The sequence below is a fragment of the Streptomyces sp. NPDC002133 genome, from assembly GCF_040296405.1.
Classification (GTDB): Bacteria; Actinomycetota; Actinomycetes; order Streptomycetales; family Streptomycetaceae; genus Streptomyces.
In genome coordinates, this window is the sequence record NZ_JBEOXF010000009.1 from 79,627 (window position 1) to 93,291 (window position 13,665).

Sequence of the window (13,665 nt, forward strand, 5' to 3'; positions counted from 1 at the left end):
ACGAGCAAGGAGCGGGCGAAGCGATGCTTGGATCGACCCACGGCACCCTCACCACCGACCTCCGCGCCCGAGTCGTGGCCTGCGGAGAGCAGACCGGGCCCGCTGTCCACGGACTCGCCGCGAGCGAGGGCGATCTGGATGTGAGCGGCCGGCCGTTGTATACGCCCGTCCCCGATCTGGACCGGTTCTTCCGGCCCGAGTCGGTCGCCGTCGTCGGCGCATCGGATACCGACGGCCGTCCCAACACCGGCATCACGCGGCAGCTGATCGCCTGGGCCGAGCGGGTCGGGGCACGCTTGCATCCGGTGCATCCGAGCCGCAGCGCCGTCTTCGGGCTGCCCTGTGTCCCCTCCGTCGCGGACCTGCCGGAGCAGGTCGACCTGGCCGTGCTGCTCGTCGGCGACCCGCTTGCGGTCGTCGAGGAACTCGCCCGGGCCAAGGTGAAGTTCGCCGTGGCCTTCGCCTCCGGGTTCGCGGAGACCGGCGAGGAGGGCGCGGCCGCCCAGCAACGGCTGGCCGCGGCCGTGGAGCGGTCGGGACTGCGGCTGCTCGGGCCGAACACCAACCTCAACGCCTTCGAGAGGTTCCGCGACGATCTCCAGGGCCCGGCCATCGCGCTCATCACCCAGTCCGGCCACCAGGGCCGGCCCGTCTTCACGATGCAGGAACTGGGCGTTCGGCTCTCCCACTGGGCACCCACCGGCAACGAGGCCGACCTGGAGACCGCCGACTTCATCTCGTACTTCGCCGGGCGGCCCGAAATCGGGGCCATCGCCTGTTACATGGAAGGGCTCAAGGACGGACGCTCCTTTCTGCTCGCCGCCGACCGGGCCGCGCGCAGCGGCGTACCGGTCGTGGCGGTCAAGGTGGGCAGGACCGAGACGGGCGCGCGGACGGCGGCCTCGCACACCGGCAAACTGACCGGCGCCGACCAGGTGGTGGACGCGGCGATGCGGCAGTACGGCGTGATCCGCGTGGACGGGCTCGACGAACTCCAGGACACGGCGGCGCTGCTGGCGCGGGCACGGAAGCCGCAGACCGACGGCGTCGTCGTCTATTCGATCTCGGGCGGCACGGGCGCGCACTTCTCGGACCTGGCGACCGCGGCCGGACTGCGGCTGCCGGCGCTGTCCGGAGCCAAGCAGGCCGAACTGCATCAATGGATCCCGGAGTATCTGAACGTCGCCAACCCCGTCGACAACGGCGGGCACCCCGTGGGCGACTGGCGGGGCCGCAAGATCATCGACGCGCTCCTCGCCGACCCTCAGGTCGGCGTGCTGATCTGCCCGATCACCGGCCCCTTCCCGCCCATGAGCGACAAGCTCGCCCAGGACCTCGTGGACGCGGCCGAGACGACGGACAAGTTGGTGTGCGTGGTGTGGGGCTCGCCCGTCGGCACGGAGGAGGCCTACCGCACGACCCTGCTCGGGTCGTCGCGGGTCGCCACCTTCCGCACGTTCGGCAACTGCATCACCGCGGTCAGGGCGTATCTCGACCACCACCGCTTCACGACCGGCTACCGCTCGCCCCTCGACGAGGCTCCCCGCACCCTATCCCCGTCCTTCCGCAAGGCGCAGGCCCTGCTCCGTCCCGGCCACCGGCTCAGCGAGCACGCGGCGAAGCAGCTCCTGCGGGCGTACGGCATCCGCGTGCCACGCGAGCAGCTGGTGACCAGTGCGGCGGCCTCGGTGCGGGCGGCGGGCCTGGTCGGCTACCCGGTGGTGATGAAGGCGTCCGCGCCGCAGCTCGCGCACAAGACCGAGCTGGGCCTGGTGAAGATCGGGCTGACCTCGGCCAGCCAGGTCCGCGACGCCTATCGCGAACTGACCGACATCGCCCGCTACGAGAGCATCGACCTCGACGGCATCCTCGTCTGCCAGATGGTCGAGCGCGGCGTCGAGATGGTCGTCGGCGTCACCCAGGACGCGCTCTTCGGCCCGACCGTGACCGTGGGCCTGGGCGGCGTGCTGGTGGAGGTGCTCCAGGACGCGGCGGTCCGCGTGCCGCCCTTCGGTGAGGACCAGGCCCGCTCGATGCTCGCCGAACTGCGCGGGCGGGCCCTGCTGGACGGGGTCAGGGGCGGGCCTCCGGTGGACGTGGACGCGCTCGTCGAGGTCGTCCTGCGGGTGCAGCGGATGGCGCTCGAGCTCGGCGGCGACCTCTCCGAGCTCGACATCAACCCGCTGATGGTGCTGCCACGCGGCCAGGGCGCGGTGGCACTGGACGCGCTCGCCGTATGCCGCTGACACGGCGACCGTCAGCCCGACCACGAATCGGAGCCGTACTCCCATGACTTCCTCCCCCGAAGAATCCGCCGAGCGCGCTGATTCCCCTGAGTCATCGGTCAGGCACACCACTGGCAACGGCGTCTCGTGGATCACCCTCAACCGGCCCGAAGCCATGAACGCCGTCACCTGGGACCAGCGCGAGCGCATCATCGCGCTGCTCGCCGACGCGTCCGCCGACGCGGCGGTACGCGCCGTCGTGATCACCGCGACCGGCAAGGGCTTCTGCGCGGGCGCCGACCTGCGCGGAGCCCCGTCGGACGGCGGGGAGCGCGTCGCGGGCGACGTCGCCCGCACGATCCGACGCGGCGCGCAGCGCCTCGTCGCGGCCGTACTCGACTGCGAGAAGCCGGTGATCGCGGCGGTGAACGGCACCGCGGCCGGCATCGGCGCGCATCTCGCCCTCGCCTGCGATCTGGTCCTGGCCGCCGAATCCGCCCGCTTCATCGAGGTGTTCGTGCGCCGCGGGCTCGTCCCCGACGGGGGCGGCGCGTATCTGCTGCCACGCCTGATCGGGCCGCAGCGCGCGAAGGAGCTGATGTTCTTCGGGGACGCGCTGTCGGCCGCGGACGCCGAGCGGATGGGGCTGGTCAACCGGGTCGTCCCGGCGGAGGAGCTGGAGAAGACGGCCCGTGAGTGGGCCGAGCGCCTCGCCCTGGGCCCGACGCGGGCCATCGCCCTGACCAAGCAGCTGGTCAACGCCTCCCTCGACACCGACCGCGGCACGGCGTTCGCGGCCGAGGCGGCGGCGCAGGAGATCAATATGACGACGCGGGACGCGAACGAGGGTGTGGCGAGCTTCGTGGAACGCCGGACCCCGACGTACCGGGGGCTGTAGGGGATCCTCCCCCAACCGGGCTCCACGCGCGGCCTCGATGAACGCGGTGAGCCGCTCGGGGCTCTTCACGCCCCGGCTGATCTCGATCCCACTGGAGACGTCCACGCCCCACGGGCGGGCCGAGCGCACCGCCTCCGCGACGTCGTCCGGGGCGAGTCCCCCGGCGAGGAGCCACTTCTGCCCGGCGGCGGGAAGCCGCTTGCCCGCCCGGTGCCACGTCCCACCCGCGCCCGGCACCGGCGCGTCGAGCAGCAGGATGCCGTCCGGCACGCGCCGTTCGAAGAGGACCTGCCGAACGCAGAGGGCGACGCCGCAGGCGAATCACACCACGACCCGGCCGAGCAGCACGAAAAGCAGCCTGCGGGCCCAGGGGAACACGCCGTACTCGGGCGGGCCGACAAGGAACACGGGGCGACGCATGCGAGCACGAGCACCTGTCCCGCGGCGCCCGACGTGGCGGTGGCCCGGGACCACTCGTCCCGGGCGGGTATGCGCGACTCGGCGGACGCACCGCTCCGGTCGACGTCGACCATCTTGGCCACCCCCATCTTTTGAACGCGTTCGATTCTACCGCGGACGTACACGCGCGCCGCATTCGGCGGCCCCGCGCCCCCACCCCTTCCTATCTGACGACCCGTCAGCTTCAATGGAGGCGTGATGGGACACGCAGGGATGGCGGCCACCGCCGTCCGTTACCTCAGGTCGGTCGGCGCCGCCACGTCCGCGGAGCCGTTCGAGGCACTCCCCCGCCCCGATCTGCGCGCCGTCGGCGACGACGAGCGCCTGCCGGTCGATCCCGGCGAATTCCGTCGCGTGCTCGGTCACTTCGCGAGCGGGGTCACCGTCATCACTGCCCCGGACCACGAGGGCGACGGTCCCGCCGGATTCGCCTGCCAGTCCTTCGCGTCCCTCTCGCTCGACCCGCCGCTGGTCGCCTTCATGGTCGCCCGTACCTCGACGACCTGGCCACGTATCGCCCGCGCGGGAGCTTTCTGCGTCAATGTCCTGGGCGCGGACCAGGGCGAGCTGTGCCGGGCGTTCGCGGTGAGCGGGGCGGACAAGTTCGCGGGGGTCGGCCATGCGCCCGCCCCCGTGACGGGGTCGCCGCGACTGGATTCCGTACCGGCGTGGATCGACTGCACGATCCAGGCCGTGCACACGGGCGGCGACCACCTCATCGTGGTCGGAAAGGTGGAGGCCCTGGGCGCGGACCAGGACGCGGGCGCGGACCCGCTGCTGTTCCACCGGGGGCGGTTCGGGCGGTTCAGCGCATAAGCCGTGACTCCGGTGCCGGCGCCCCGCTCCGCTCTTCGCCGATGCGTTCGTCGGCTCCTCGATCGTCCCTGTGATGACATGGGACGTCGAGGCCAGGGAAGCGTACGAGGCGACCCGTATGCGCTTCGAGCTCGGCCACGCCGTGCGGGCGCGCAGAGAGGCCCTGGGGATGACCCAGGCCCAGCCGGCCCGGGCAGCCGGGCTGCAGCAGCCCGCCGTGGCTCGCTTCGAGGCGGGTGGGAGCGCATGCCGACGCTGCCCCTGCTCGAACGGTTGGCCTCCGCGCTCGGGATGCGGCTCAGTGTCGGGTTCGAGCTGCTCGACCGCGCGAGCTGACGCAACCGGCCCGCCTCACCCGGCAGCAGGTGCAGGCACTTCCCGGCCACCGCCCCGCCGCCTGATAACCAGCGCCATCAGCGCCGCCACCGCGCACAGCGCCCCCGAGGCGTACCAGACGACGTCGTACGAGCCGAAGACGTCCCGCGCCATGCCGCCCGCGAAGGCGACGACCGCCGCGCCGACCTGGTGGGAGGCGAGGACCCAGCCGAAGACGATGGCCGAGTCGTCCCCGTAGTGGTCGCGGCACAGGGCGATCGTCGGCGGCACGGTGGCCACCCAGTCGAGGCCGTAGAAGACGATGAAGAAGATCATCGGCGGGTGCACGGACGGGGCCAGCAGCATCGGCAGGAAGAGCAGCGAGATGCCGCGCAGCGCGTAGTAGACGGCGAGCAGACGGCGGGCGTCGAAGCGGTCGGTGAACCAGCCGGACGCGATCGTGCCGACGACGTCGAAGACGCCGATCACTGCGAGGAGCGAGGCGGCCGCCGTGATGGGCATGCCGTGGTCGTGGGCGGCGGGAACGAAGTGGGTCTGGACGAGGCCGTTCGTCGAGGCGCCGCAGATCGCGAACGTGCCGGCCAGCAGCCAGAAGGGGCCGGTGCGGGCTGCCGAGAGCAGCACGTCGACGGTGCGGCGGGCGGCGCCCGGGACCGGGGCGGGCTTCGGGACGAACTTCTCGGCGCCGTACGGGGCGAGCCCCACGTCTGCCGGGTGGTCGCGCAGCAGCAGCCAGACGAAGGGGACGACCGCGAGCGCGGCGAGGGCGACCGTGACGGCGGCCGGGCGCCAGTGGTGCTCCTGGACGATCCAGGACAGCACGGGGAGGAAGATCAGCTGCCCGGACGCCGCGGCCGCCGTCAGGATGCCGGTGACCAGACCGCGCCGCTCGGTGAACCAGCGGTTCGTCACCGTCGCCGCGAAGGCCAGCGCCATCGAGCCCGTGCCGAGCCCGACGAGCATGCCCCAGCACAGCAGCAGCTGCCACGCGGCCGTCATCCACACGGTCAGGCCGGACCCGACCGCGATGATCGTGAGCGCGACTGCGACGACCTTCCGGATGCCGTACCGGTCCATCAGCGCCGCCGCGAACGGCGCGGTGATCCCGTACAGCGCGAGGTTGATGGAGACCGCCAGCCCGATCGTGCCCCGCGACCAGCCGAACTCCTGGTGCAGCGGGTCGATCAGCAGCCCCGGCAGGGAACGGAACGCGGCCGCGCCGATGATCGTCACGAACGTGACGGCGACGACGAACCACGCCCTGTGCGGTGGCACGATGCGGCTCCGCCACGGGCGGGGCGGACGGCGCACGCCTTGCTGGGCGGGGACGTCGGCGAGATCGCTTGTCTTGGTCACGTCACCCAGCATCCGATGGGCGATCACCGCGGGACGAGTGGCCTGAAGGACAGCATTCGATATGATCGGGCCATGGCCCCCGCACAGCGGCACCGAGTCGTCGTCCTCGCCCTCGACGGCTGCCTCCCCTTCGAACTGGGCATTCCGCAGCGCATCTTCGGCCGCGCGGCCGACGCCTCGGGCCGGAGGCTGTACGAGGTGGTGACCTGCTCGGTGCGGCAGCCGGGCCCCGTGCAGACGGACGCCGACTTCGCCGTGCTCGTCGAGAACGGTCCGGAGGCACTGGCGACGGCCGACACGGTGATCGTGCCCACCTCCTACGAACTCGGTCCCGTCCACGACGAGGGCCGGCTCACCCCGGAGCTGGCCGCCGCCCTCGCCCGGCTGCGGCCCGGCACCCGCATGGTGTCGATCTGCACGGGCGGGTACGTCCTGGCCGCGGCCGGATTGCTGGACGGGCGTCCCGCGACCACGCACTGGTCCTCCGCCGAGCACTTCCAACGGCTGTTCCCGAAGGTCAGGGTGGACGCCGACGTCCTCTTCATCGACGACGGCGACGTCCTCACGTCCGCCGGCGTGGCCGCGGGCATCGACCTGTGCCTGCACATCGTGCGCCGCGACCACGGCACGGCGGTGGCCAACGACATCGCGCGCCGCACCGTCGTGCCGCCGCACCGCGACGGCGGCCAGGCGCAGTACATCCAGCGCCCCGTCCCCGAGCCGCAGGTCGCGACGACGTCGGAGGCGCGCGCCTGGGCGCTGGCGCATCTCCACCGGCCGATCCAGCTGCGCGATCTGGCCGAGCAGGAGTCCATGTCCGTACGGACCTTCACCCGCCGCTTCCGCGAGCAGGTCGGGGTGAGCCCGGGTCAGTGGCTCACGCAGCAGCGGGTGCAGCGGGCGCGGCAGCTGCTCGAGACGACGGATCTGTCGGTGGACCAGGTGGCACGGGACGCGGGCTTCGGCACGGCGCAGTCGATGCGGCAGCACCTGCAGAGCGCGCTGGGGGTCCCGCCGACGGTCTACCGGCGTACGTTCCGGGCGACGACGCCTGCGCCCTGAAGGCGTCGAGGGTCCGCCCCGGACCCGCCGGGTACGCCCTCGGTGCCCTTCCTCAATCGCCGGACGGGCGCGACGGTGGCGGTGGCGGTGGCGGTTGGGCTGCTCTCCTCGCCCCTCGATCGACGTCCTCGGTGATCAGAACGTCAGCACCCCCCGCGCCACCCGCCCGTGCTCCGCGTCGTCCGCCGCCTTCGCGAAGTCCTCCACGGGGTACGTCTCCGTCACCAGCTCGTCGAGCAGCAGCCGCCCTTCCTGGTACAGCCGGGCGTACAGCGCGATGTCGTGCTGCGGGCGGGACGAACCGTAGCGGCAGCCCAGGATGGACTTGTCCAGGAACATCGACGCGGGCAGGAACGTCGCCTCGGCCGTCGGGGCCGGCATGCCGAGCAGCACCGCCTGGCCGTGCCGGTCGAGGAGGTCGATGGCCTGCCGGACGAGGCCCGTGTGCCCCACGCACTCGAAGACGTGCCGGGCGCCGTCCGGGAGGATCTCCCGCACCCCGGCCACGGAGGTGAGGAAGTGCGTGGCGCCGAAGAGTCGCGCCGCCTCCTCCTTCGCCGGGTTCGTGTCGACCGCGACGATCGTGAGCGCGCCCGCGAGCCGGGCGCCCTGCAGGACGTTGAGGCCGATGCCGCCGGTGCCGATGACGACGACCGTGTCGCCGAGCCCGACCTTCGCCCGGTTGAGCACGGCCCCGACACCGGTGAGGACGCCGCAGCCGATCAGCGCGGCGGAGGTGAGCGGGATGTCGTCCGGGATCCGTACGGCCTGGACGGCCTTGACGAGGGTGCGTTCCGCGAAGGCCGAGTTGGATGCGAACTGGTACAGCGGCCGCCCGGCCCGCGAGAACGGCTGCCCCGGCATCCCGATCGCCTTGCGGCACATCGTCGGCCGCCCCTGGTCGCAGGCAGCGCACGCCCCGCAGTTGGCCAGCGTGGACAGCGACACATGGTCACCGACCGCCACATGGGTCACTCCCGCGCCGACCGCCTCCACCATGCCCGCGCCCTCGTGCCCGAGGACGACGGGCGCGGGGAACGGGATCGTGCCGTCGATCACCGACAGATCGCTGTGGCACAGCCCGGCGGCGGCGACGGCGACCAGGACCTCGCCGGGCCCCGGGTCCCGTATCTCCAGGTCGTCGGCCACCTCGACCCGCTCACCGTCGAAGACGACACCTCTCACCGCAGCTCCTTGGGTAGGCCGAGCACGCGCTCGGCGATGATGTTGCGCTGGATCTCGTCCGAGCCGCCGTAGATCGTGTCGGCGCGGGTGAAGAGGAACAGCCGCTGCTGTTCGTCGAGCTCGTACGACGGCGACCACGCGCCGGGACCGGACGCGGCCGCCGCGCCCCGCACCTGAATCGCCAGCTCGCCGAGGCGCTGGTGCCAGCCGCCCCACAGCAGCTTCGCGACGCTCGGCGCGCCCGGGTCGTCCGAACCGCCCAGGGTTCGCAGGGCGTTCCACCGCATGGTGCGCAGCTCGGCCCACTGGCGCACGAGACGGTCCCGCAGCACCGGATCGTCGTCGACGGCGCCGCTGTCGACCGCGGTCCGCACGACCCGGCGCAGCTCCTCCTCGAAACCGATCTGCTGGACGAGGGTCGACACGCCGCGCTCCAGGGCGAGCAGGCCCATCGCCACGTGCCAGCCGCCGCCCTCGCCGCCGACGCTCCCGACGGCCTCCGCGCCGTCGAAGAAGACCTCGTTGAACTCGCTGGTGCCGGACATCTGCCGGATCGGCCGCACGTCGACGCGGCCCGGCTGGTCCATCGGCACGAGCAGGAACGACAGCCCGTGGTGACGGCGCGAGCCGGGCTCGGTGCGGGCCAGGACGAAGCACCAGTTGGCCTCGCGGGCGAGCGAGGTCCAGATCTTCTGGCCGGTCACCCGGTAGCCGGCGCCGTCCTTCACCGCGGTGGTACGGACCGAGGCGAGGTCCGAGCCGGCGCCGGGCTCGCTGTAGCCCTGGCACCACAGCTCCTCGCCGCGGGCGATGGCCGGGAGATGGCGGGTCTGTTGCTCCTTGCTGCCGTACGCGACGAGGGTGGGCGCGAGCAGGTTCTCGCCGATGTGGCCGACCCGGCCGGGTGCCCGGGCGCGGGCGTACTCCTCGGCCCAGACGACCTGCTGGATGAGGGTGGCGCGGCGGTTGCCGTGGTCGGCGTCCCAGCCGAGGCCGATCCAGCCGTCGCGGCCGAGCTCCCGCTCCCAGGCGAGGCGGGTGCCGGCGCGCTCGTGCTCGCTGCCGGGCCCGCCGCGGCCGGCGGCGGCGGCGAACCCGCCGGTGAGATGGTCCTCCAGCCACGCGCGCGCTTCCCGCCGGAAGGCCTGGTCCTCCGGCCCGAACTCGAAGTCCATCTACGCCTCCTGTCGTGGCGGGCGGGGAATTCCCCGACCGCGCCCCTTCCCGAAACCCCGCCGGGGCCGGGTGGGGTCGAGATTGTCCGGGACTGCCGCCCCGGCCCCCGCGGACCGTCGTTCCCCCTGTTGTGGGCAGTCGTTCCGCAGGGCGAGCGAAGCGAACGGGGGTACGCCCACGCCCGAAGGGATGTGGGGGGTGGGCACAGCCCCCCGGTGCCGGGCGCCGATCCGTTGGGCGCTCGGCGCGGGGCCCACCCCGATGCCGGACACCGGACCGCTGAGGGCCTGCCGAGGCCCCCAGCGGTGCCCGGATTCCGACCCGGCGGCGTCCGCCCGCGGGCCCGTCCCGGGACGCCGGGCGGGGCAGCACCCTCGGCTACGTGTTCGGGCGGTCACCCGATGCCGCCGCCCTGGCCATCGCCTCCAGCTGCGCCAGCATCGGCATCGGGTCCGTCCCCACCGTCCCCGGCAGAAAGTCCGCGATCCTCTCCGGCGTCCACGCCCCCTCCACGTACCCCGCCCGCAGCTCCCGGGGCTGCGCCCAGACCGCGATCTTGGGGCCTGCGACCGTGTAGACCTGCCCGGTGATGCCCTCCGCGCGCGCCCGCTCGGAGAGCAGATAGACGACGAGCGCGGCGACGTCCTCCGGCTCGCCGATCTCCCTCAGCTCCATCGGCACGTTCGCGGACATGCGGGTACGGGCGACGGGCGCGACCGCGTTGGCCGTCACCCCGTACTTGTGCAGCCCGAGCGCCGCGCTGCGCACCAGCGAGATGATGCCGCCTTTCGCGGCGGAGTAGTTGGCCTGTGCGACCGACCCCTGGTGGTTGCCGCTGGTGAAGCCGATGAGCGTGCCGCCGCCCTGCTTGCGCATCACCGCCGACGCCGCCCGGAAGACGGTGAAGGTGCCCTTCAGATGGGTGGCGACGACCGGGTCCCACTCCTCCTCGGTCATGTTGAAGAGCATGCGTTCGCGCAGGATGCCGGCGACGCAGACGACTCCGTCGATGCGCCCGTACTGCGCGAGCGCCGTGTCGACGATCCGCTGTCCGCCCGCCATCGTCGAGATGTCGTCCGCGACGGCCACGGCCTGCCCGCCTGCCGCCTCGATCTCCTTGACGACGGCCTCGGCGACCTCGGAGGTGGGCTCGCCGCCCTCGATCGAGACGCCGTAGTCGTTGACGACGACCTTCGCTCCCTCGGCGGCGCACGCGAGAGCCACGGCGCGCCCGATGCCGCGCCCGGCACCCGTCACGGCGACGGCCTTGCCTGCCAAGAAGTTCCCCACGTCCGGCCCCTTCCCGCGGTTTCTGACGGCCCGTTAGATTTTATGGGCCGTCAGACACCTCAGCACAAGCCCCCAGGAGGACCGATGTCCGAGCCCACGCTGCCGCCGGAGTTCCACGACATCGCCAAACGCGTCAACAACTGGGGGCGTTGGGGCGCCGACGACGAGATCGGGACGCTGAACCTGATCACGGACGAGGTGGTGCGGGGCGGCGCCGCGGAGATCCGTACCGGCCGCCGTGTGCCGCTCGCCCTGCCTCTCCAGCAGGACGGCGTCCAGACCGGGATGATCCCCGGGCGCGTGAACCCGCTGCACACCATGGTCCAGATCAACCAGGAGCTGTTCGGGCCCGGTACGGTCGCGACCAGCGACGACGCCGTGACGATGGGGCTGCAGGCGGCGACCCACTGGGACGCGCTCACCCATGTCTCCCACTCGGGGAAGATCTACAACGGCCGCCCCGCGGACACGATCACCGCCCACGGCGGCGCCGGCTTCAGCGGCATCGACACGGTCCGCACGCTCGTCTCGCGCGGGGTGCTGCTCGACGTGGCGCGCGCGAAGGGCGTCGACCGGCTGCCGGGCGACCACGCCGTGACGCCCGAAGACCTGGCGGAGGCGCAGGAGTTCGGCGGAGTGAGCGTGCGCGCCGGGGACGTCGTGCTCGTGCGGACCGGGCAGATCCAGGCGTACCTGGGCGGCGACAAGCACGGGTACGCCTTTCCGTCGCCGGGACTCTCGGTCCGTACGCCCGAGTGGTTCCACGGCCGCGACGTGGCGGCGGTCGCGAACGACACGCTCACCTTCGAGATCTTCCCACCGGAGATCGAGGACCTGTGGCTGCCGGTGCATGCGCTGGATCTGGTGGAGATGGGCATGCTGCAGGGTCAGAACTGGAATCTGGAGGAACTGTCGGCGGCCTGCGCCGATGAGGGGCGGTACGCCTTCCTCCTGTCGGCGACGCCCGAGCCGTTCGTGGGCGGCACCGGAACGCCGGTCGCGCCGGTGGCCGTGCTCTAGCCTCGGCGGTCCCGCCCGGGTACCCGTGGGGCCCGGGCGCTCGGGGTCCGCGTGCCCGGAGCGCCTGTGCGCCCCGCGTCAGGCGGTGTACGTGCCGGGCATCAGGCCCACCGGAACGGCCGGTGCCACCACGTGCGGCGCCGACAGCCTTTGCTGCGGCTGTGACTTCGGCTGCGGCGCCGCGCTCCGGTCGACCTCGCACCAGATGCGCTTGCCGGCCCCTTCGGGCTGCCAACCCCAGCGGTCGGCGAGCCCGTCGACCAGCTCCAGGCCGCGCCCGTTGGTGTCGTCCCCCTCCGCGTGCCGCGGCTGCGGCGGGCAGGCGCTCGTGTCGGCGACCTCCACCCGCACCGTCCCCGCGTCCGTCGCACCCGCGCCGAAGAGCATGCGCAGCACGGCCGGACAGCCCGTGTGCACCACCGCGTTGGTGACCAGCTCGGAGATGAGCAGCACCAGCGTCTCAGCCAGCGGCTCGTCGTCCCCTATCCCGGACCCTGCGAGCCGCGAACGGGCCCATCTCCTGGCCCGTCCCACCTCCGCGGGATCCGGACCGACCTCCAACTGAACCTGAAGCACCTGCACCGTTCACACCATCCGAACCGGCGGACACATCGCCTCGCGCCTCATAGCCATCGTCATCACGGAACGTGATTTCCTTGTCAGACAGCATGGTTGACGTACAGTCACCGCAACAAGCGCTTCGGGCATATTCCAGCGCGAAGGAGTATGCGTGGTGCATACTGTGCGACGCACGCTGCGGACAGTCGAACACCCTGTGCGAGCGGCGCATTTCCCTCCGGCGGCCACGTCGGTGACCGGCCGGAGGCTCGGGGCCCACGCGGCGGAGCCGGTCATGTCACGGCCTCCGCGGCAGCACGCATCTCGCACCCCACGGAGCGTACCGGAGGGGGAACCCGACTCCGGGCCGTGACGACTCCGCCGAAGGACACAACCCGATATCGACGCACGGTGACTCACCGGAGTGCGGCGGCGAGCAGTTCCTCGGACTCGGCGGCCGTCTGCCACAGCTCGGCGCGCACCCAGGCCCGCTTGAGATGCAGATGCACATCGGCTTCCCAGGTGAAGCCCATTCCGCCGTGCACCTGGAGGCAGTCACGGGCACCCCGTACGGCCGCCTCGTCGGCGAGCAGCTTTGCTCCCGCGATCTCGACGGGGTCGGCGGTGACGGAGGCCGCGTAGACGGCGGTGCGGGCCAGTTCGGTGCGTACGAGCATCCGGGCGCAGAGGTGTTTGACCGCCTGGAAGCCGCCGATGGGCCGCCCGAACTGCTTCCGTTCCTTCGCGTGTCGCACGGCCAGCTCGGTGGTGCGGGCGGCGGACCCGACCTGCTCGGCGGCGGTGAGAAGAACGGCCTCGGGGCCGGGGCCCGGCCCGCCACCCCCGCGGAGGCGGTGCAGCGGCGTGAGCGGATCGACCGACCGTACGGCCACGGCCCCCGCCACGTCCCCGAGCACCTCGTCGGCCTCCTCCAGCCAGGTGACGAGGCCGCTGTCCGCCCTCGTCACCACGGCCTCGCCGGTCGCGGCCCCGGGCACGGCCCCGGCCGCCAGGTGCGTGGCCACCAGCGGCCCGGGCAGCAGCACCCGCCCGGCCTCCTCGAACGCGAGTACCGCCTCGGGCAGGCCGAGACCGACCCCGCCCTCCGCCTCGGGCAGCCGCAGCGCGAAGAACCCGGCATCGCCGAGCTCCCGCCACAACGCCCGGTCCAGCGCCGGATCGTCCACGGCGGCACGCAGCGCGTCCCGGTCGAAGCGGGCCTCCAGCAGCTGCCGCACGCCCGCCCGCAAGGCGCTCTGGTCCTCGGTCAGTTGGAAGTGCACG

11 protein-coding genes and 1 pseudogene are annotated in these 13,665 nt (G+C 72.7%); 5 read left to right on the plus strand and 7 right to left on the minus strand.

Annotated elements, in window-relative coordinates; genetic code table 11:
* Positions 1 to 23 precede the first annotated feature (23 nt).
* The gene (locus ABT078_RS13180; protein WP_351226958.1) at positions 24 to 2,246 is read left to right on the plus strand and encodes an acetate--CoA ligase family protein; all 2,223 of its coding nucleotides are present in this window, start codon (positions 24 to 26) and stop codon (positions 2,244 to 2,246) included.
* A gap of 43 nt (positions 2,247 to 2,289) precedes the next feature.
* Positions 2,290 to 3,123: an enoyl-CoA hydratase/isomerase family protein gene (locus tag ABT078_RS13185; RefSeq protein ID WP_351226960.1), complete on the plus strand. Its 834-nt coding sequence runs from the start codon at positions 2,290 to 2,292 to the stop codon at positions 3,121 to 3,123.
* 45 nt (positions 3,124 to 3,168) lie between these two features.
* Here ABT078_RS13185 and trpF read toward each other — a convergent pair.
* A pseudogene (trpF, locus tag ABT078_RS13190) lies at positions 3,169 to 3,393 on the minus strand (phosphoribosylanthranilate isomerase); the annotation flags it as partial.
* A gap of 402 nt (positions 3,394 to 3,795) precedes the next feature.
* Here trpF and ABT078_RS13195 point away from each other — a divergent pair.
* Positions 3,796 to 4,398: a flavin reductase family protein gene (locus ABT078_RS13195; RefSeq protein ID WP_351227123.1), complete on the plus strand. Its 603-nt coding sequence runs from the start codon at positions 3,796 to 3,798 to the stop codon at positions 4,396 to 4,398.
* Between the two features lie 351 nt (positions 4,399 to 4,749).
* On the opposite strand, the gene ABT078_RS13200 is transcribed toward ABT078_RS13195, so the two are convergent.
* Positions 4,750 to 6,090 carry an MFS transporter gene (locus ABT078_RS13200; protein WP_351226962.1) on the minus strand — a complete coding sequence of 447 codons (1,341 nt, stop codon included), beginning with the start codon at positions 6,088 to 6,090 and terminating at the stop codon, positions 4,750 to 4,752.
* A 72-nt stretch (positions 6,091 to 6,162) separates the two neighbouring features.
* Between ABT078_RS13200 and ABT078_RS13205 the strand changes: the two genes are divergently transcribed.
* Positions 6,163 to 7,152: a GlxA family transcriptional regulator gene (locus tag ABT078_RS13205; RefSeq protein ID WP_351226964.1), complete on the plus strand. Its 990-nt coding sequence runs from the start codon at positions 6,163 to 6,165 to the stop codon at positions 7,150 to 7,152.
* A gap of 135 nt (positions 7,153 to 7,287) precedes the next feature.
* On the opposite strand, the gene ABT078_RS13210 is transcribed toward ABT078_RS13205, so the two are convergent.
* From ABT078_RS13210 to ABT078_RS13220, 3 genes are all read right to left on the minus strand, one after another.
* Positions 7,288 to 8,337 carry a Zn-dependent alcohol dehydrogenase gene (locus tag ABT078_RS13210; protein ID WP_351226966.1) on the minus strand — a complete coding sequence of 350 codons (1,050 nt, stop codon included), beginning with the start codon at positions 8,335 to 8,337 and terminating at the stop codon, positions 7,288 to 7,290.
* Positions 8,334 to 9,512, minus strand: a complete 1,179-nt coding sequence (locus ABT078_RS13215) for an acyl-CoA dehydrogenase family protein (protein WP_351226968.1) — start codon at positions 9,510 to 9,512, stop codon at positions 8,334 to 8,336. The genes ABT078_RS13210 and ABT078_RS13215 overlap by 4 nt, the downstream gene beginning before the upstream one ends.
* Before the next feature lie 379 nt (positions 9,513 to 9,891).
* Positions 9,892 to 10,803, minus strand: a complete 912-nt coding sequence (locus ABT078_RS13220) for an SDR family oxidoreductase (RefSeq protein WP_351226970.1) — start codon at positions 10,801 to 10,803, stop codon at positions 9,892 to 9,894.
* An 84-nt stretch (positions 10,804 to 10,887) separates the two neighbouring features.
* On the opposite strand from ABT078_RS13220, the gene ABT078_RS13225 reads away from it, so the two are divergent.
* Positions 10,888 to 11,823, plus strand: a complete 936-nt coding sequence (locus ABT078_RS13225; protein ID WP_351226972.1) for a cyclase family protein — start codon at positions 10,888 to 10,890, stop codon at positions 11,821 to 11,823.
* A gap of 78 nt (positions 11,824 to 11,901) precedes the next feature.
* Here ABT078_RS13225 and ABT078_RS13230 read toward each other — a convergent pair whose 3' ends face one another.
* Both ABT078_RS13230 and ABT078_RS13235 read right to left on the minus strand, forming a co-directional pair.
* Positions 11,902 to 12,405, minus strand: a complete 504-nt coding sequence (locus tag ABT078_RS13230; RefSeq protein ID WP_351226974.1) for an ATP-binding protein — start codon at positions 12,403 to 12,405, stop codon at positions 11,902 to 11,904.
* Between the two features lie 392 nt (positions 12,406 to 12,797).
* The gene (locus ABT078_RS13235; protein WP_351226976.1) at positions 12,798 to 13,664 is read right to left on the minus strand and encodes an acyl-CoA dehydrogenase family protein; all 867 of its coding nucleotides are present in this window, start codon (positions 13,662 to 13,664) and stop codon (positions 12,798 to 12,800) included.
* Position 13,665: the final 1 nt, after the last annotated feature.